This window comes from Marinobacter sp. DUT-1, assembly GCF_050379415.1.
Taxonomy (GTDB): domain Bacteria; phylum Pseudomonadota; class Gammaproteobacteria; order Pseudomonadales; family Oleiphilaceae; genus Marinobacter.
Genome location: NZ_JBNRLS010000002.1, coordinates 557469 through 576026 on the forward strand (window position 1 = coordinate 557469; position 18558 = coordinate 576026).

Below are 18558 nucleotides of genomic sequence, written 5' to 3' on the forward strand. Positions count from 1 at the left end.
TTAAACCTTGCATATGGCAAACCGGTATTTTCCGGAGGATTCCTGGGGGATCTCCGATACATCATGGATAGTGATGGAAACTGAGTCGCCGAAGACTTCTTGTAGTTCAGAAATTAATGCCCGGTCCATTTCAGGGTTGTGATCGCTCCCCTTCACACGGTTGATGCTCAAGCCTGTAAGATCTTCCTGTACCAGTTGCATTTGCTCTATTCCCGGCACCTTCGTCAGCGTTCGCTCGATCAATGAAATCCCAGCCACCTGCCCGCCATCCGGGAGCTTCAGAAAATCCGCCACCCTTCCTTCCAGCCTTTGAAGGATGGGCAGGCCACGGCCACAGCAACAGGGTTCATCGGTAAAGGTCCCGACATCCTCTACCCGGTAGCGAATGAGAGGCATCGCAAAGTTATTGAGATCGGTAACCACGATCTTGCCCGGTTCACCTGGCTTCACCGGTTTGTTCTCCCCATCCAAAAACTCTACAAATAAGTGAGGGAGATTCAGATGCATCCCACGATGTTCCTCACATTCACAAGCGATCAGCCCCACCTCTTCGCACCCATAGCGGTTGGTAACGGGACAATCAAATCCTTGCTCGATAGCCTTACGCTCCTGATCAAGCAACATCATTGAAGTTGCAACGATTCCCCTTGGGCGAAGATCTGTGATTCCGTGGCCACGGAGGTAGCAGGCAAAGATGTAGATTGAATGGGCATGCCCGAAGATTGCTCCGGGCTGTTCCGCACGCCACCGCTCAACGAAATCGCCCATGGAGGTTTCGTTCAGGTTCATGGTGTCCAGGTAGATAGTACGGTCCAGAAGATGATGGCGTAGTTTCTGTTTCATCGTTGACGGCACTGGAGGGTTACCCCAAATTGCGGCCTTCTTCATACCCAGATCCCAACCGGACCAACGGTCTGCCATTAGCTGGGCTGCGTTTCTTCGCTCCTGGCAGGCTTCGTCGAAATAGAGCTTGAGCGCGAACCCTGTTGATCCACCGGTTTTTGCGCTCACCAATTCGTTGCGATCAAACTGGTCACTGATGAAATTCTCCAGGTTGTTGCGGATGTCCGATTTGGTCGTTACCGGAATCCTGAGCAGGTCGTCTTCACTCCGAATACTGGCCGGTGATATTCCGTGTTTACTGAATACATCCCTGTAAAAAGGGCTGTGTTCGGCTGCGTGAGTCAGTAGCTTTTGTAATCTTTCCCATTGCATCATCCGCAGTCGATCAACGGGCCACCATTGCTGCTCCTCCAGCGCCCGCCATTCTCTCAACCGTTGGCTTCGATCCTTGAGATCCCACAAGGGATAGAAAACGTGCCGGGAAAGTGAATCCATCATGCTTCAGCCATCCCTGGTTCAACCTGGTGGTACAAACGGATGTATTGGTTAAGCATACTTTCCAGTGAATAGCGCCTGACCAGTTGCTCTTTGTTTAATCGTCCCATGGCCAATCGCCTGTCCGGATTATCGATCAGGGCTTCCAGCCGATCAGCCAATGAAGCCACATCCCCGACGCCAACCAGATAGCCATTGACTCCATCATCAATGATTTCCGGGTTGCCGCCCGTATCGGTGCATACCACGGGCTTTCCGCAACGCATGTATTCGATGATGGAATTGGAGAATCCTTCGGTTTCGGAGCATAAAACGGCGATATCAAAGTCCTGGATATGGCGCTCAGGATCAGGCTGGCTACCAAGGAATTTGACTCGGCCAGCAATACCCAACTTCTCGACTCTTCGACGATAGGCAGCTTCATCGCCGCCTCCGACGATGCGAAGCTCTATGTTTCTGCCGGAATGGTGAATTTTCGCCACCGCCTCAATCAGGTCTTCGATCCGTTTGATTGGCCGCAGGTTGGCAACTATACCGATGATGAGCCGTTGTTTCCGATTGTGCTGAGTATTGGGCTCGTCTCCACTCGCACTGCACTCTTCGGTTCCCTCGGGGTATCCGTTGTAGATGACATGAAGCTTGGATTCGGGGACCCCTTCAACCTTTGCAGTAATGTGAGCCACCGCCTTGCTGTTGCAGACTACTCCATGGGCAAACCGGTCGGTCAGCCGCAGGGCCCGCAGGTAAACTCCGGAGTACCAGAACCCCATGTCCCGGCGCGAGATCAGGGTCTTCAGCCCCGCGAGTCGCATCATAGGCGGGCAGATAACTGAGGCATCGTTGAAGAATACATGGACGACGCCGAATCCATTCTCCGCCAGCACGCGTCCATAGCGATGAACAACAAACCAACTACGGGGATCTGAAATTCTTCCAATACCCAACTCCTCAATTGGAACCGGGAATCTCCCACTTTTGCTGTATTTTGTCGCCTTGAACACCGCAAAACGTATAGTCCATCCCTTTTTACGGAGCCCCTCTACTAGTTTGAGCACTTGGCTTTCCGTACCAGCTAAAGGGTTGTCATATCGATCCATGATAATCGAAAGCTTCATTCTTAGCCTCGCCTCAAAATACCAAGCAAATTTCTGGTTTGGTGATACTGAAAGAATCAACTACGGCATTCATAGCTTACGAAATACCAATATTAACTCCTTCGCCGGACCTTAATTCCCTACTTACTTGACGTAAACTTGAAGGACGTGAAGCCTCATAATGCGTCGACCGCCTCTTTAAAATGGAACCATTGTCTCTCCCAAATCTTGGTCTCCACTTCCAGAAAGAGATGTATTCGATCCTGATAAGTTCGAATATTGGACGATACTTCTTTAATAGCCTCTGCTATTGATTCTGGAGCATGGCCGGTATAGAAAGCGTTACTCTGAAAAAACTCATACAGAGCTTGAGTTTTGGATGTAATTAGAGGTTTGCGAACCGCCGCAGCCTCATATCCGCCACAAAGAATCACCCATTCGGAACTCGTCAGCACCATTACAATATCGCAATAAAAAAGATATGCCTCATAATCTTCTATGGGAACAAAACCTAGCAAGTGCACATTCGCTGGAATCTGCGACGAAGCAGCTTTTATGCCGGCCTTTTCATAATTCCCTGTAATGTGGATGTGAAAATCATTAGGCAAATGTTTTGCAGCATTAATCACTTCATTATAGGGTTCATCCGGGGCATATGTACAAACGAAAAGAATGTTGAACCCGGCTGGGAGATTAGGTTTCTTATGCGGAGGTTTGATTTCAGGAACCTTATCATGCAAGACAAGCGACCTGCCTCCCTTTCTCTCTACCATTTTTTTTAAAAAATCATTTGTCACGATCGTTAAATCAGCAATCTTTAAACTAAATTCACTACAGATTATTACAAACCATATAGCCGGGTTAATGGTGATGCCCTTACCCAGGCGAAAATTAGTATGCCTATCGACAACTAAGGGAAATCGGAAAAAAAGCTTCATCATCGCAGCAAGTGCTGCGAGGATTCGACTCGGATTCTGTACGACGATCAAGCCTTTTCTATTTTTATAGATTATCTTTACTGTTTTAATCGCCTTTATTAAATGGCGAAAAATAAAAATTTCATTTGACTTAACAAAACAATAATGGGCCCCGAGCTCTTCAGCCAGTACTATAGAGCGTCTATGATTCTCCCATGTAACCCAAATAATTTCTCTATGCATTTTGATAGCCTTGAAAAATGGGCTTCAGCTTCTTTTGGTACTTGTTAATAAATAGGTCGTACTCCTCAAAAGCCTGGTAAACTTCCGGGCTCTTTAATATAGGCCCTCTTGCTTGCTCAAGGTCAACATTGTCATAACTAGAATTAATTTCTATAACGAGTGGGCCATCCTCGCTAACAGCAATATCCATACCGAGGAGAGGGTAAAAGTCGAATGATTTTTGAACATTATTTGCTAGAGCAATCACCTCATCCCAAAGTGGTATCTGATAACCTTCGAATTGTACACCGGACGTCGGATGCTTAGTAAAAACCTGACTCAACCTGTTGAATCCGATACTTGCTAGTCCTCCTGATTTTATGTCTACCGAGACGCAAATTCCTCCCTGGCTTAGATTGTCGACCCTACTTATTCCAACGCCAAACCGAGCGTAGGTGCCAACAATTAAAATATCGCCATTCCTTTTCTTTAATGTAACTACCCTAATCGTATTGGTGGACGAAGAAATCTTGCTCATATCTTCATGTTGTTTGATAAAGTTCTGAACAATCATCTCGTTGTCTGCATTTATGCCAACTATAGAAGAATATTCACCATTTCGAATGGTTCTGACTGTGCCGCAAGAAAACTCAGTACATATAATATTATTCCCACCTTTACCTGAACGCGGCTTAAAAATTAGTTTTTCATATCCAGTCTTTGCAAACTCTCTTGCAATTCTTTCTAGGCTTTCGCCTTCTTTAACGATTTTGATTACTTCAGGCGTTTCTATGCTATTGGCCTTGCATAACATGGCTGAAAGAACTTTATCTTGAAAGACGATCTCATAGACTTTGGGCTGTACGATTTTTCTTAATTGTCTTCTCTGGTAGGGATCGTAATTAGAACCATAGTAATACAGCCACTCTGAGCGATTCTTTTCCCATAACCGACAAGGTGAATAGTTATCCGGAAAATATTTCAAAAAGAAAAATATATAAAAGAAATCTGAAGCGACCTGAATCTTGCTTCTCGGGCACTCAATCCAATTTACTTTTGAAAAGCAATATGGCAGGGCTAAAAATCGAAAAAACCTTCGTATATAAGGTAAAACTTCACCACCCATGTTTGAGAGGCTACGCATGAGAACAGAGGAAAAAGCTTCTAAATCGATCTTCATGTTGATGTCACAGAGTTCAGGGGCATTCTTATTCGCTGAATAAAATAAGACTTTTCAGTAAAATATTTTGGAACTGTCTCACACAATATATTGACGACTAGACTTTGACCTGTTTTTCTTAGAATGTATTCTTCAATATGGTTTTTCAGTGATTCTGTGCTGCTTTCAAGCTCGGTACTCACATAAATATCAATAGCTCCATACTCAAATTGCACAATTCGGAAATTAAAAATTTCGTTTTCTATTCGTTGATATTCATTGATCGCGTATGCCAAATCAACAGCATGGAACCTATTATTGCAATCACTATAAACGAACCGGCTTATCGACCGCCCTTCTAAGAACTTTATATATTGGGAGTCGCCTAATAAATCGCACTTTACAACCTCCAACTCGCCTGAATCGCCAAGTTCATAGTTAACTAAATTTGCAGATTTCCTGAATATATCTGAAACTAGAATGTCTTGGTCCGTATTTTTTACTACAAGCCACGGATTCACTAAATGGCGATGACCACCCTTGCACTCAAATGCAATCACATCGAACTCAGTTGCGCCATATTCCTCAGCCACTGGTGCCTTAAATACTTTCTTTAAATATTCTTTCTGGACTGGCATTACTGTTTCCGCTGTACAAATCACGCATTTTGGTGGGGTAAAATTTATAGAATGCTTTTCTACCAGAGCTGCGGCCTCTAGTAGTAAAGAAGCATAACCATATAGGTAATCTGGCTTCCAGCTGAGCGTTTTGGCTACGGAATGAACGGCATCCTCTCCCATCGGAAAGCACACTTTTCGGTTGAGCGCTAAGTTTCTGAATTTGCTCTTCAATCCTTGTGCTTCCCTCCCCCAAAATCGGGCCTCTCGATAACCAAGCCTGACTCCATAGTGCCTAAAGCAATAGTCTCGTACGCCGAGCATTAACGACAACTCTTCTTTAGATAACGATACCTTAGTAGGCTCCCCCGTAGTTCCGGAAGTTTTACGATTGTATCTGCTCCTTACACCGGATGCCCTAGCAAGTGTTCGGTAGCTTTTTTTGGTCAGGATCGGAGACAGTTGTAATTCTCCTAATGAGGTTACCGGTTCACCACTTGCATTTAGGGGACTATGAGTCCGGAGAATATTCTCCAGGATCGATTTTCTTTCTTCAGTACCTAGGTTCCAGAAAGTCTCTACCTGCTTGCGCCACTTCTCGATCCTTAGCCCCATAACTAAAAACGACATCCGTGTTAAGCAATAGCGAATATTTCTCACCACCATTTTTCGGCCAACATACCATGATAGAGCTCTCTATAACGCGCCTCCATAGCCTCTACGGAATAGGAAGTGGTTACACTCTTTAACGACCAATCTTTCTTGGCATTTCTCTCAGGATCTTCTAAGGCGCTCAGGATACAGATCGCCAGCTCGTCACTATCGCAGTGCTCGGGCAACAGATAACCACCTCGTCCCTCTCCTATAACTGCCGGCATTTCTCCTACTGGTGACACAAGCACAGGTACTCCAACGGCCATGGCCTCTAACAAGGTGATCGGCAGACCTTCGGTAAGTGATGGGATTACCAGCAGGTCAGACATTCGCTGGAGCGCAGGGACATTTTTACAATATCCGGGCATCAGAACTCTATCCTGCATACCGAGTTCTTTGACACGTAATTGAAACTTCTTCTTTTGTTTACCTTCACCAACGATAAGAAGTCCCGGATTCTCATAATTAATACAAACGCCTTGGAACGCTTCAATAAGTCGATCAAAGCCCTTTTCTTCCGATAGGCGCCCGACTCCAAGGATGATTGGAAAATGATCAGAAATAAATTCCTGGATATCATTTTCTATAGGTTGAGAAGCTCTAGCCGCAACACCTTTGATATCAAGTCCATTTGGAATAACTACTACATTTTCGTTATTGGAAACGGCGACTGGCAGCTGCTTCGTCATGGCCTCGCCTACTAGAACAATCCCCTGTAAAAACCTAATCGCATATCGATCCAATGCTTCGTACAACCAAATCTTACGGAATTTCTTCGCATGAACGTATCCATGCAAAGTCGTAACCATAGGAATTTTCCGTATTTTTATTGGATAACTACCGATCAAAACATTGAACTTGAATCCGTGTGAATGAAGAATGTCATAACCATTGGAATGGGCCCACTTGAGTATTCTCCAACTCTCGGAAACATTAAAACCTGGACTCATTCTCCAAGACTTCACAGGTAACCCTAGGCGCCTTGCCTCGTCTTCTAGTGGTTTCACTTCTTGATTTGGCTCTCCAGCACTCAATATGACGGCGTCCAATCCTTGAGCTCGTTGAGTTTCGACTAGGGCGAGTAGCATCCGCTCTGCTCCGTAGAGCCCTCCGCTGTCTATAAGGTGCAACACTTTGAGTTCCAACTTTGCGGTCCTACAAAGGAAACAAGTCCAGCTTTTCACTGGGAACAAAAAACTTGTTGTGAGATCCCTCGATAAACCTGAGGCTGTAATTTTCAAGCGCACCCGCAAGCCCCCAGGCTTTCTCTTGTGAGAGCTCGGCCATTACAAAGGGGCGATGGGAATTAATGACCCCAATCGAACTCTTGATAATTTCTTCATCACAACCTTCGGCATCAATCTTCAGAAAATCGAGGCTCCAGCTTTCAGGCAGGAAACTGCTCAAGGGAAACGACATCACATGAATCTCACCTTCCGGAACCATATGAGATTGAAAAAGATTCTCTTCGGGTATTGTGAAGTCTACTTCCTGTGTATCGGTTGAAACGGCGCCGTTAACTAGCGTGACGTTTCGAGCTGCACTGGCCGTAACATTGTTCGATAGCAGGTCGAATGTTTCCGGGATTGGTTCAAACGCAATTACCCGCCCCTTTGAGCCCACTAAACTGGAAAAGAGGAGCGTGTAATAACCGACATTGGCGCCGATATCGACGACTTTAGCCCCTGGTCCGATAATGTTTTTCAGGACGTCGTACTCCTGCTCTTCCGAACGAAATTCCCCTCTTCGGATCTGTCTGCGGTAATAGTTAATCTTTAAAAGGCGCACGGCCCCCTTGGGCAAACGTTTTGCTTGTTCCCTGAGCACTCCCATCGACTATCCCTTCCTCGGCTTCCAAACCACCCGCTTCTCCCCCCGCAGAAACGCCATCACCGCCTTGAGCGATGCCACATTCAGCAGAAGGAAGTAGTAAGGCACAGAGTACAGCGGCCCAAAATTGCGGCCTTCGCTTTCATTCTTCCGGCCGATCCAGGCCAGCCCGTAAAGCGCCACCAGTCCCAGAAATGCCAGCGGGTAGATTCCGCCCTTTGGCATCAGGAGCAGCGTTGCCAATGTAAAAACTGCAAGCGGTATGAAAGCCAGGTAACGCAGCAGCTTGTGGGAGATCAGCTGAACGGCGAAGAAGCCATAACGCAGCGGATTCATCAGAGCCGCCATGTCCTTCAACGCCCACAGTGCCCTCAGACTGACCCGGACCCGCATGCTGAATTCGCTGCCGCTGTCGTTGAGTACCGGCTCTTTCAACAAGGCGCGGGGCTCGAACACCACGCGATAGCCCTGCTCCACCACTTTCAACGGTTGCACAAAGTCCGGTAGCTGGTCAGGGCTCAGAGGCTGGTAGAGCACCTTTCGCATAGCATCGACTCCGCCGTCCACGCCGACGATGGATCCGGTCCGGGTCTCCTGTTCCCTCAGCCAGTTCTCGTATTTCATGTAGGCACTGCAACCGTCACCCATCATGGATCCGTCGTCATTCACGTACACCATCTTGCCGGTGACGTAGCCGACATCGGGATCATGGAAGTTGCTGACGAGATGCCGAAGCGCCCCCGGCTCCCATTGTGAGTTTGCGTCGGAGAACAGGAGGATTTCGCCGGTGGCGTGGGAGATGAGCGTATTGAGACCGGCAGTTTTGCCCTGGCGGGGAGTCTGGCGGAACAGGCGGACAGGGACTGTCGTTTCTTCAGCCACCCGGCGAACGATATCGTCGGTTCCATCGTCGGATTCGTCCGAGATGACGAGGATCTCCAACCGGTCCGGGGGATAATCAAGGGCAAGTTTGTTTCGCAGGGTCGCCTCGATATCCGCCGCTTCGTTGTAGGCGGCAATCAATACCGATACCTCAGGCGTTTCGCTGTCGTCCTTGCGAACCGGTGCAGCAACATAGCTCGCCATCACCTTTGCCAGCATCGGATACCCGATATAGATATATCCCAGTATCAACAGAGACAACCAGAACAGCATGTAGAGCATGTTTTATCTTCCCTGACGTCCTATAACGTCCTTACGAATTTCTCAGCGCTGGGAGCCTGTTCCTGGCCGCCGGCCTGGGTTGGCGTTGCAGCATTCCGTACGGCTGGCTCCAGCACACCGGCCTCCCGCAATATTTCGCCCATGGGCGCAAAATCGAACCGCTGCAGCAGCCTGTTCAGGCGTGCCTCGCACACATCCAGGTTGTTGTAATGCCGGAACCTGGACAGCCATTTGACCTCGAGCCTTGGTTGCTCCGGGTCCACCTCCCAGGGGTGCAGGTAAAACACGAAAGGCCGCCCCTGGCGGTTGATGGAGCCAAGCGCCCATTGGCTGAACCAGTAGGGAAACAGCCGGAAGTAACCTCCGCCGGCGATCGGCAGGGTATAGCCGGGTAGCTTCAGGGTGCTCAAGGGGAATTCCGCCAGTTCATGACCATTATCGGTCTTCAGGCGGTAAGGCCAACGGGGGGCGTCCGGCATGCCATAGCGGTCATGGTGTACCGGAAAGATGGAGGAATCCCAGGTAAAGCCCTCCTCGGCGAGGATATCGAGGGCCCAGCGGGATCGGGCGGTGATTGAGTAGCTGGCGGCACGGTACCCGGTCACGGGTTCGCCAAGGATATCTTCAAGAATGCGCCTGGACCGGCGGGTTTCCTCGCGAAAGACATCCGGAGTCTGATGGTAGATCAGTTGGTGGCTGTACCCGTGGCTTGCCACTTCGTGGCCGCTGGCACGGATGCGACGTACCAGTTCCGGGGAGCGCTCCGCTACCCAGCCTAGGGTGAAAAAGGTCGCCTTGGTGTTGTATTGATCGAGCAGGCCGAGTAACCGGTCGGTGTTGGCCTCTACCCGATATTCCATGGAATCCCAGTCATCCCGGCGCACCGCCTCAGCGAGTGCGGCCACCTGGAAGTAGTCTTCCACGTCAATTGTCAGAGCATTACGAATGCGGTTCATTGAGCCCTTCCCTGGCCCTGTTGTCAGTTGCCGTTCAACGGAACTGGTAACTCAGGCCGAGCAAAATCCAGTTTTCGTTGTATTCACGGGAGGCGGTCTCGCTCTCCCGGCGCTCGTGACCGATACTGCCCTGAGCGGTCAGTTTTCGGCTGAGCTGGTAATCCAGACCGACCCTCAAATCCAGCACGTGATCATTGGAGTCGATCTCGCCTCCGTAATCGTAAAAGTCATAGCCAAGTCCCGCGTTGAAGCCCATGAACTCAGTCACTGGTCTGCGGTAGCGGGCATTGAAGCCTGAACGATAGTCGGTCAGATCGCTCAGGAGGTAATCTGTCTGGCTGCCATAGCCGCTCAGCCCCAGCGAGCTACCGTCACTGAAGCCTTTGTCCAGTGTCGCGCGAAATGCCGTCACCTCAACCGGCTCGGTCTGTTCCAGGTTGAACACGAAGGAGCCTATGCGTATATCAAGATCCGACGTCTGGTCCGTCAGCTCGCGATTGGCCACCAGAGTCAGCAAGGTTGTTGGATTGATCTCGCGTTCAAGCCGGAGGTTACCGACCACTCCCTCGTTTTCACTCTGACTACCCGGCCTCCGACTCTCCAGTTGGCTTACACCAAGTGAACCACTCAACCGGGTGGCAACCCATTGTTTACTGAAGGTCGCTGTCAGAGTATCTCGGTCAACGTCTTCCTCTATGGTATCCAGCTCTGCCCGATCAGCAGATGCAAACAGACCCGCCGTCAGGGTCGGACTGAACAGATGATTCCATGCAGCGGATGCGATGTAACGTTCGCTGTCCGGCTCAACCGGCTCGCTGTAGTCCGTCTGCTCATAGGAAGCCCGGAACACCAGTTCGTCCACCGAGGTCGCCCTGAAGCTCAGCACGGGGCCGGTTCGGAAGAGATTCTTTCGGGTGCGGTTCTCAGGGGTATCTCCGGCCCGGGAATCCTGCGTGACATCGCGGAGGTAGTCGGTCAACTCCCAGCTCAGGTTGTCGTTGATCTCGCAATCACCGAGAAACGTCATGTTGCTGTAGACTTCCGGATCATAGGTATCATCCATCCAGTATCCGTAACCGAAGCGTGAACCCAGATCGGCGTTACACCGACCAGGATCGGTGCGGTATCCGATGCCGATGGTGGTCCGGGTTTCCAGATCGCTGGTTTCATCCGAGGCCGACAGTTCCGCGTTGTCACTGAATCGACCTTGCAGAGAACCATCGATCCGCAGAGGCTCGGCGACAGCGGTCGATAACCCGGTGGTTGCGATTGCCAATACCAGTACCTTTTTTTCAACCATTGATCACCGCCCCGACAAATTTCTGCGGATGGAATGCAAGCGCTGCCTGCTCGGCTGTTGCGGGACTCACCCGGCCATGGGGAACCACCAACATGGCGTAGTCGCACAGTTCACCGAGAATTCGGGCGTCCGGCGAATCACTGATCGGGGCGGTATCGAAAATGATGAAGCGGTCCGGATAGCGCCGACGCACGGCCTGCACAAACTGTTTCATGCGAAAAGAGGTAAAAAATTCTGCGGGTATCTCCCGCCGGCTGCCTGCCGGAATCAATCTCAGCCTGGGAATACCGGTGGGATACAGGATACTGGCGACATCGAAATCCGGGTCATCAAGAAAGTCAGTCAGACCGTATTCCGGCACTACATCGACCAGTGAGTGCAGACTCGGCTCGTGCAGATTGCAATCAATAACAACCGCCGTCTTGGCCTGATCAAAGGCAAAGGCCGCCGCGAGATTGAATGCCACAAACGAACTCCCGGCGCTGCTGCTGGCGCCACTGACCACCAGAGTGAAGTTGTTGCCTCCGGAGGCTTCCAGAAGTTTGGTGCGCAAAGCCCGGAACCGGTTGACCAGTTGGCGATTGGGAGATTCGGGATAGATGATGCGCCGCTCGTCAAGATCATCATGGCTGAGCCGCCGCGGCTCCTGCATCCGCACGATCTGTTTGCTGATGACATAGCGGTCGACAGCGCCCGGTCCCAACTCCAGGGAGCTCGGCACCAGCATGCGGGAATCATCCCATTCCGAGTAGGGTACGCCCTCGCCTTTCAGGGCTTTTTCCGCATCGCTCTCCTCCGGTGCCTGTTTGTGCACCTCCCAGAAACGGCCTTCCCGGTTCTGCTGCTCGGCGTCCGGATTGACCGAGCGATCCGTGGTCTTGGCGTGTTTGCTTTGCTCAGTCATCCGATGACTCCCATCATTGATGCTGCCGCGATGGCAACGTAGGCCCCGCAAACCAGCAAGGCGCAGACCACAACCAGCGTTGTCAGGCGGCGTTCACGACGTTGCTCGTAGGGTGTTTTGACCTGCGGCAACTCGGCCAGGACCGGCAAACCGATGGTCTCTTCCAGTTGCTTGCGAGCGCGAACGCGAGGGTCGATCTGGAGCAATCCTGCTATCAGCCCGAAGGGCGCAATGGCACCGAGAAACAGGCCGGCAAACGCAAACGTCGAGAATTTCGGGCCTTTGACTCCACGCGGATACTGAGCATTCTCACTGATCCTGTAGCTCAGACCCTGGCCTTCAACATCCAGATGCATGGACACCCGGGCCCTTTCACGACGTTTGAGCAGATCATCGTAAATCTGCTTGTTCACTTCCATGTCGCGGGTCAGATCGGAGTACTCGGCCTTGTTTTCCTGGATTCTCTCCATACGGAGCATGTGCTCAGACAATAACTCATTAAGTGCCCTGATCCGGGTGTCTTTGGTCCGGATATCGGCGCGGGTTTCTGCCAGTGCGCTCCTGACCTCCTGGAAGACCGGGTTGGCTTCGGCATCCCCGCCGGACACCACGTTTGCCGGCCCGCCGTCCGCCAGGGCCTGGGCCCGGCGCCGCTCGAGTTCCGCAATCTGCTCCCGAAGGATCACGATATCGGGATAGGTGTCGTGATAGCGGAGCCTCAGGTTATCGAGCTTGTCCTGCAAGCCGTTTATGCGTTGCTGATATTGGTCCACCGCCCGTTGCTGGATGACCGGAGCCATCCCCAGCAACTCTTTCTCCAGGGAGGCAGCACGGGACTGCAGTTCCCGGCGGTCGAGTTCGGCCCGTTCAATCTGGCTGCGCAGATTGGCCATGCGCTGGTTGGCCTCACCCTCGGTGCCGTCAACATTTTCCGAGAGGAATTGCTTCATTCGTTCTTCAACCTGAGCCAACTGCTGCTCGTAGCTCTTGACCTGCTTGTCGATGAACTCGTAAGCATTTCTGCTTTCACTGCGCTTACGGGAATTGTTTTCAGCGATGAAAAGCTGGCCGAGCCTTTGTGCAATCTGAAAGGCCTGGTCAGGAGATTCTGATGAGTATCCTATGCTGAAGTAGCTATCGCCCCTGGGACGCACAAAGAGGTTGGCGCGGATAGCGGCAATCCGGTTCTCCAGTGCTTCGGGCGACAGTCCGGATGCTTCCTCCCCGTATATTTCCGGGTCCGTGGCTACGGGCTCGACAATATTCCGGCTCCAGAGCAGCTCCCTGGCGGCAGACGTCCGGTCACTGACCCGTGTCGTCACCGCGCTACCCTCCATAAGCGGGCGGATGATATTCCGGTCATCCACGAAGATAACGACCTGGGACTCGTATTTGTATGGCCACAGAAAGCCGGCGATCAGCACTGCGAAACTGACAACAGCGAATACCATCAGGGCCAGCCACTTGTGGGCCTTGATTTCCCGGAACATTTCGGCCGGCAATTGGGAAAAAGGGAGGGTCATGACACTGTTCCTTCCCGGTTCATACCGGGGTCTGCTACCTTGAAAATCCTTTTATCAGAAGACCCGCTCAGGAACGCTGAGGATATCGCCCGGACGCAACGGGTAGTTTGTCTTTACATCGCCTCGCGTGAGGATATCCCCAAGCCTTACCGGGATCGCCACTACATCGTTACCAACCTGCCGGTACAGCATGGCGTTGTTCTCGGCGGCAAACTGATTGGCACCACCGGCCTGGAGCACGATGTCCAGCACCGTCATACCTGCACGATGGGGCATCGAGAGGGGCTGTTCGACGGCACCGGCAACACGGACCCTGTCGATAAACTCGTGACTGCCCATGCTGGTGACGACAACGCTGACCTGGGGTTGGCGAATAAAGGAAGACAGCTGCAGTTCGATGTCACTGGCGAGACCTTCCGGCGTTTTTCCGCTTGCCTGGACGTCGCCGACCAGGGGCACGGAGACTTTGCCGTCCGGGCGGACCGGAACCGTGATACTGAGGTCTTCGTTTCGCCATACCGAGACCCGGACGGTATCGGTGGGCCCGAGAATGTATTCATCAACGCTTGTCGTTGTATCGACCGTAAGCGCCCTGTTAATCGCTTCGGGCGACGAAGCGCTGGGTGCAGCACATCCTGTAGACAACGCTACCGCCACCAGGGTCGCGATTACGCCCCAAAACCTGAACATCCGTGACATTGTTATTCCTCTCTGAAATCCCTGTTTGAGTTCGGCTCCGAAGACTGCGCCCCTTCCGAAGCTACCTTGAACCTTTCCTGAACAAGATCACTTCCACCGTCTGCATCATGATCAGAAGATCCAGCAACAGACTCTGGTTCTTGATGTAGTAAAGGTCATACCTGAGCTTTTCGCGACTGTCCTCTTCGTTATCTGCGTACGCGAAACACAGTTGCGCCCAGCCTGTAATTCCGGGCTTTACGCGATGCCGTTCGTTGTAGAACGGGATAGTTGCTGCCAGCTTCTCGACAAATATCGGCCGTTCCGGACGGGGCCCGACAAAGGCCATCGTACCGTTCAGCACATTGAAGATTTGTGGCAATTCGTCGATGCGCAACTTCCGGATAAATTCACCAACCCGGGTAACCCGGGTGTCACCCTTGCTGGCCCAGACAGCGCCGTTCTTTTCCGCATCGGTCACCATCGAGCGGAACTTGTGTACACGGAACACCTTGCCATTGAGCCCCACCCGCTCCTGACTGTAGATAACCGGGGCACGGAAGCCGTCTTCCAGCTTGATCGCGAGCATCGTCAGCAACATCAGGGGAAGGGTCGCCAGCAGCAGGGTGATCGATGAAGCCAGGTCCAGTGTTCTTTTCCAGAAACCAGCGACGGAGGCGACGTTGTAACCGTCAGAGAACACCAGCCAGCCCTGGGTAATCATTTCCAGGGCCACCTTGCGGGATTCCCTTTCGTAGAAGGTGGCACCGTCAACAACCTTGACGCCCTGCATTTTGCACTCCAGCAGGTCCTCCATGGGCAGCCCCTTGCGGCGGTCTTCAACCGCCACGACAATTTCATGCACCCGAAGGGAAAGAACAAATCTGTGCAGCGCCACAGCCGGCGTAACCAGCTGGCTCTTGCTCACAGCCACCGGTTCACCCGGCATAGGCACAAAACCCGCCAGCGTAAAACCTTTCCGGTTGAACGGTGTCTTCAGGTCCTCCAGCAACTGACTGGCTCTTGGTCCGGCGCCCAGCACCAGCACCCGCCGCTTGAATGCGTCCTTCCCTACCAGAGCGAAAAAGACAGTTCTTACCAGTCCCAGCATGAACAGCCCGAACACGGCAGCGGTGGTCAGAACACTGGTGTGCCCCAGATACCACAGCCAATCACCACCAATCAGATAGGCCAGACCGCAAAGTGGAAGGCTGATGATCAGGGCCATGAGGGTCCGCAGCATCATGCCTGACATGCCCTCTTCCAGGCGCGCCTGATGAACCGCAACGGCCACCATCACAAACAGATTCAATAGAGCAAAGGCGAGCGCAGAGGGAACGACATACCAGATCTGCGTAATGAAGAACGAAACGTCACCAAAAAAAGCAAAAAAAACAGACAGGCAAAACGCCAGAATCAGGACCAGAAGATCAATCAGCCCCAGGATCAGGAAGGGTAAATGAATGTAATGCCGAAAAAACCTGACGTGAGCCACATAAACTCCTTGTGTTCTTCACGTAACAACCACAACTTTGCCTCACCGGAATGCAGGGTTTTTAACTCTTTCCTGAGCACCTGGTCCGGTCTCAACCGGGCAATAGCTTACTTACAAAGTGTAACCTGTTTTTACAGTCCGTCAACAAACCGCCCTTCGGAAAGTCCGCGAGAATGCCGGCAAAAAATTTCCCCGGCTTCCCCGCGGAGCCTTCGGTTCTGGATTGATTTGATATGGAATTTAACAGGCGGTGTCAGATGACTTGCGCCGCTTCATGACTCCCATTCCGACAAGTCCAAGACCCAGCAAGGCCAGGGTTCCGGGCTCCGGAACGGTACCGACTGTCACATTGTCGATGCCGAAACCATCGTTCTCATCGTTGGTGTAGAAGGTCAGCGAACTGATTGCCACATCGCTCATGATGCCGACGTAGAAGGCAGAGCCACTCGCGAGGCTGGGATCGAATACCGCGCCGAGATCAAGCGTACCTTCAGTCTGATCTGCGAACAGAATATTCATGATACCGCCGACATCATTGGGATCCGTCAGATAGAAGCCCACGGCGGTGTACATGCCCGCAAGCGAGAACTTCATCTGCTGGGAATCCATGCTGTCGAGCCAGTTCTGGTTCTCACCATCAGCCGGCATGGGGTAACGGCCACTGAACGGACTGGTGTCCGAATTCAGGATGGCCAACCCACCCGCGCAGCTGAAGCCACCATCGTTACAGGACTCGGACGGATAATCTCCGCCAGGCTGCAACTGGGTGAAGTCGCCAACGCTGGTGTTGATGGTAGTGGTCTGGTCTGCCGAGCCGGTGGCTGCGGTAAACCCTTCGAAGGTTTCTGTTGTCGTATCCTTGAGGAACGCCAGAAAATCCGTCTCTGCAGCCTCAGCCTCCGTGACTCCCGGACCGCTGACGGTCACGTCGATCATGGCGGCATTCGCTACTGAAACGGAAAATGCAGAAGCAAGCGCAATCCCCGTTAGTTGCTTTGCTAGAGCCAATTTCATGTCTCACTCCTTTGACAATGATTGTGGGTATGTCCACGCCCTCCACCAAAGCAAACAAGGAGCCAACTTCTATTTTTTTTCGCCCTTTCAGTAAGTTAAAAAATGCATCTAAAAGCAGTGTAAAAAATACTGACGGTTTCTCCCCTCAAATCACAAAAAGATTTACAAACTCTGGAACCGACACTTTTTCAAGCCTCTGCTGATCTCTGCTCAAACTGAATATCCGCTCACATTGCTGCACCGGAAACCGCGTCCCCAGATTGGCCCGGAATTTCTCCTCCAGCAGAGGAATCCCATCTTTCCGACGCCGGCGATGGCCAATCGGGTACTCCACGGCCACCTTGTCGGTACTGGAACCATCCTTGAAGAATACCTGTACAGCGTTGGCGATGGAGCGCTTCTCGGGTTCCAGGTATTCGCGGGTGTAGCGGGGGTCTTCCACCACTTCCATCTTGTCCCGCAGCTCGTCGATGATCGGGTGGCCTTCGTGGAAGCTGTCTTCGTAGTGCTCTGCCGTCAGGCTTCCGAAGATCAGCGGTACCGCCGTCATGTACTGCAGGCAGTGGTCCCGGTCCGCCGGATTGGCCAGCTTGCCTACCTTGGAAATGATGCGGATCGCAGACTCATGGGTGGTGATAACGATCTTGTCGATCTCGTCCAGTCGGTCTTTTACTTCCGGGTGCAGCGTAACCGCCGCTTCGGCTGCGGTCTGGGCGTGGAATTCCGCCGGGAAGGAAATCTTGAACAGGATGTTTTCCATCACGTAGGAGCCGAACGCCTGTGGCAGGGAGAACTGCTGCTCCTCCTCGGGCTTGAGCTTCTGGTCCTTGTTGGTCTTGCTGAACAGGACGTCGTAAAAGCCCCACTGGGGCGCGGTCAAGACACCCGGAATGCCCATCTCACCACGCATGGCGATGTCGGCGAGCCGGACCGCACGGGAGCTGGCATCCCCTGCTGCCCAGGATTTCCGGGAGCCGGCATTGGGAGCATGGCGATAGGTCCTGAGTGCCTGGCCGTCGACCCAGGCATGGGACAGGGCCGACAACAGCTGTTCCCGGTTGGCACCCATGAGCTTGGCGGCCACGGCCGTTGAAGCCACTTTCACCAGCACCACGTGGTCCAACCCCACCCGGTTGAACGAGTTCTCAAGCGCCAGTATGCCCTGGATTTCATGGGCCATGATCATCGCTTCCAACACATCCTTCATGACGAAGGGTTGCTTTCCTTCGGCCACCCGCTTCTGGGACAGGTGATCAGCCACCGCCAGGATGGCCCCCAGGTTATCGGAAGGATGGCCCCACTCTGCGGCCAGCCAGGTGTCGTTGTAATCCAGCCAGCGGACGATGCAGCCGATGTCCCAGGCCGCTTTTACCGGGTCGAGCCGGAACTGGGTGCCAGGCACCCGGGCGCCGTGGGGAACAACGGTCCCTTCGACGATGGGGCCAAGATGCTTGGTGCATTCGGGAAAACGCAAGGCCAGCAGGCCGCAGCCAAGGGTGTCGATCAGGCAGTTACGGGCCGTATCCCAGGCCTCATCGCTGTCGATCTCATAGTTCAGGACATAATCCGCGATCTTCTGGAGTACTTCGTCATAATCCGGACGGACATTGACGTCGAACGTTGCAGACATGCTGTTGCCTCCTTTCCTGATTGCTTTCCCGGGCAAATAAAAATGCCCCCGGCTGTTTACCCT

General features: G+C 52.2%; 16 protein-coding genes. All 16 read right to left on the reverse strand.

The genetic code is table 11. The features are described 5' to 3' along the window. Positions 1-1341 carry a phenylacetate--CoA ligase family protein gene (locus tag ACQUTG_RS08165; RefSeq protein ID WP_428918925.1) on the reverse strand — a complete coding sequence of 447 codons (1341 nt, stop codon included), beginning with the start codon at positions 1339-1341 and terminating at the stop codon, positions 1-3. Further along, a complete protein-coding gene (locus tag ACQUTG_RS08170) occupies positions 1338-2453 on the reverse strand; it encodes a glycosyltransferase family 4 protein (RefSeq protein ID WP_428918926.1) in 1116 nt (371 codons plus the stop codon). Before ACQUTG_RS08170 ends, ACQUTG_RS08165 begins: the two co-directional genes overlap by 4 nt. A 155-nt stretch (positions 2454-2608) precedes the next feature. Beyond that, positions 2609-3592: a glycosyltransferase gene (locus ACQUTG_RS08175; RefSeq protein ID WP_428918927.1), complete on the reverse strand. Its 984-nt coding sequence runs from the start codon at positions 3590-3592 to the stop codon at positions 2609-2611. Further along, positions 3585-4751 (reverse strand): sugar-transfer associated ATP-grasp domain-containing protein, encoded by a 1167-nt coding sequence (locus ACQUTG_RS08180; RefSeq protein WP_428918928.1) that lies wholly within the window; start codon positions 4749-4751, stop codon positions 3585-3587. Before ACQUTG_RS08180 ends, ACQUTG_RS08175 begins: the two co-directional genes overlap by 8 nt. Continuing rightward, positions 4748-6007, reverse strand: coding sequence for a CoF synthetase (locus ACQUTG_RS08185; protein ID WP_428918929.1), 1260 nt, complete (start codon positions 6005-6007; stop codon positions 4748-4750). The genes ACQUTG_RS08180 and ACQUTG_RS08185 overlap by 4 nt, the downstream gene beginning before the upstream one ends. After that, a complete protein-coding gene (locus ACQUTG_RS08190; protein WP_428918930.1) occupies positions 6004-7146 on the reverse strand; it encodes a glycosyltransferase in 1143 nt (380 codons plus the stop codon). Before ACQUTG_RS08190 ends, ACQUTG_RS08185 begins: the two co-directional genes overlap by 4 nt. A gap of 10 nt (positions 7147-7156) precedes the next feature. Further along, positions 7157-7828 (reverse strand): FkbM family methyltransferase, encoded by a 672-nt coding sequence (locus tag ACQUTG_RS08195; RefSeq protein WP_428918931.1) that lies wholly within the window; start codon positions 7826-7828, stop codon positions 7157-7159. Between the two features lie 9 nt (positions 7829-7837). After that, positions 7838-8995, reverse strand: coding sequence for a glycosyltransferase family 2 protein (locus ACQUTG_RS08200; protein WP_428918932.1), 1158 nt, complete (start codon positions 8993-8995; stop codon positions 7838-7840). Between the two features lie 20 nt (positions 8996-9015). Continuing rightward, positions 9016-9951 carry an XrtA system polysaccharide deacetylase gene (locus ACQUTG_RS08205; RefSeq protein WP_428918933.1) on the reverse strand — a complete coding sequence of 312 codons (936 nt, stop codon included), beginning with the start codon at positions 9949-9951 and terminating at the stop codon, positions 9016-9018. A 34-nt stretch (positions 9952-9985) separates the two neighbouring features. Beyond that, positions 9986-11251, reverse strand: coding sequence for an outer membrane beta-barrel protein (locus tag ACQUTG_RS08210; RefSeq protein ID WP_428918934.1), 1266 nt, complete (start codon positions 11249-11251; stop codon positions 9986-9988). Continuing rightward, complete coding sequence (locus tag ACQUTG_RS08215; RefSeq protein ID WP_428918935.1) at positions 11244-12155, reverse strand: polysaccharide biosynthesis protein; 912 nt, start codon at positions 12153-12155, stop codon at positions 11244-11246. Before ACQUTG_RS08215 ends, ACQUTG_RS08210 begins: the two co-directional genes overlap by 8 nt. Then, positions 12152-13678, reverse strand: a complete 1527-nt coding sequence (locus ACQUTG_RS08220) for an XrtA system polysaccharide chain length determinant (RefSeq protein ID WP_428918936.1) — start codon at positions 13676-13678, stop codon at positions 12152-12154. Before ACQUTG_RS08220 ends, ACQUTG_RS08215 begins: the two co-directional genes overlap by 4 nt. Before the next feature lie 54 nt (positions 13679-13732). Beyond that, complete coding sequence (locus ACQUTG_RS08225) at positions 13733-14377, reverse strand: XrtA/PEP-CTERM system exopolysaccharide export protein (protein ID WP_428918937.1); 645 nt, start codon at positions 14375-14377, stop codon at positions 13733-13735. Positions 14378-14438: 61 nt separating this feature from the next. Next, complete coding sequence (locus ACQUTG_RS08230) at positions 14439-15851, reverse strand: TIGR03013 family XrtA/PEP-CTERM system glycosyltransferase (RefSeq protein WP_428918938.1); 1413 nt, start codon at positions 15849-15851, stop codon at positions 14439-14441. A gap of 240 nt (positions 15852-16091) precedes the next feature. After that, positions 16092-16865, reverse strand: coding sequence for a PEP-CTERM sorting domain-containing protein (locus tag ACQUTG_RS08235; RefSeq protein WP_428918939.1), 774 nt, complete (start codon positions 16863-16865; stop codon positions 16092-16094). A 145-nt stretch (positions 16866-17010) separates the two neighbouring features. Then, positions 17011-18495 carry a 2-methylcitrate dehydratase gene (gene prpD, locus ACQUTG_RS08240; protein WP_428918940.1) on the reverse strand — a complete coding sequence of 495 codons (1485 nt, stop codon included), beginning with the start codon at positions 18493-18495 and terminating at the stop codon, positions 17011-17013. Between the last annotated feature and the right edge of the window lie 63 nt (positions 18496-18558).

Coding starts and splice junctions, on each gene's coding strand:
- ACQUTG_RS08165 (WP_428918925.1), bottom strand. CDS start 1,341: ATGATGGATTCACTTTCCCGGCACGTTTTCTATCCCTTGTGGGATCTC.
- ACQUTG_RS08170 (WP_428918926.1), bottom strand. CDS start 2,453: ATGAAGCTTTCGATTATCATGGATCGATATGACAACCCTTTAGCTGGT.
- ACQUTG_RS08175 (WP_428918927.1), bottom strand. CDS start 3,592: ATGCATAGAGAAATTATTTGGGTTACATGGGAGAATCATAGACGCTCT.
- ACQUTG_RS08180 (WP_428918928.1), bottom strand. CDS start 4,751: ATGAAGATCGATTTAGAAGCTTTTTCCTCTGTTCTCATGCGTAGCCTC.
- ACQUTG_RS08200 (WP_428918932.1), bottom strand. CDS start 8,995: ATGCTCTACATGCTGTTCTGGTTGTCTCTGTTGATACTGGGATATATC.
- ACQUTG_RS08205 (WP_428918933.1), bottom strand. CDS start 9,951: ATGAACCGCATTCGTAATGCTCTGACAATTGACGTGGAAGACTACTTC.
- ACQUTG_RS08210 (WP_428918934.1), bottom strand. CDS start 11,251: ATGGTTGAAAAAAAGGTACTGGTATTGGCAATCGCAACCACCGGGTTA.
- ACQUTG_RS08215 (WP_428918935.1), bottom strand. CDS start 12,155: ATGACTGAGCAAAGCAAACACGCCAAGACCACGGATCGCTCGGTCAAT.
- ACQUTG_RS08220 (WP_428918936.1), bottom strand. CDS start 13,678: ATGACCCTCCCTTTTTCCCAATTGCCGGCCGAAATGTTCCGGGAAATC.
- ACQUTG_RS08225 (WP_428918937.1), bottom strand. CDS start 14,377: ATGTCACGGATGTTCAGGTTTTGGGGCGTAATCGCGACCCTGGTGGCG.
- ACQUTG_RS08235 (WP_428918939.1), bottom strand. CDS start 16,865: ATGAAATTGGCTCTAGCAAAGCAACTAACGGGGATTGCGCTTGCTTCT.
- prpD (WP_428918940.1), bottom strand. CDS start 18,495: ATGTCTGCAACGTTCGACGTCAATGTCCGTCCGGATTATGACGAAGTA.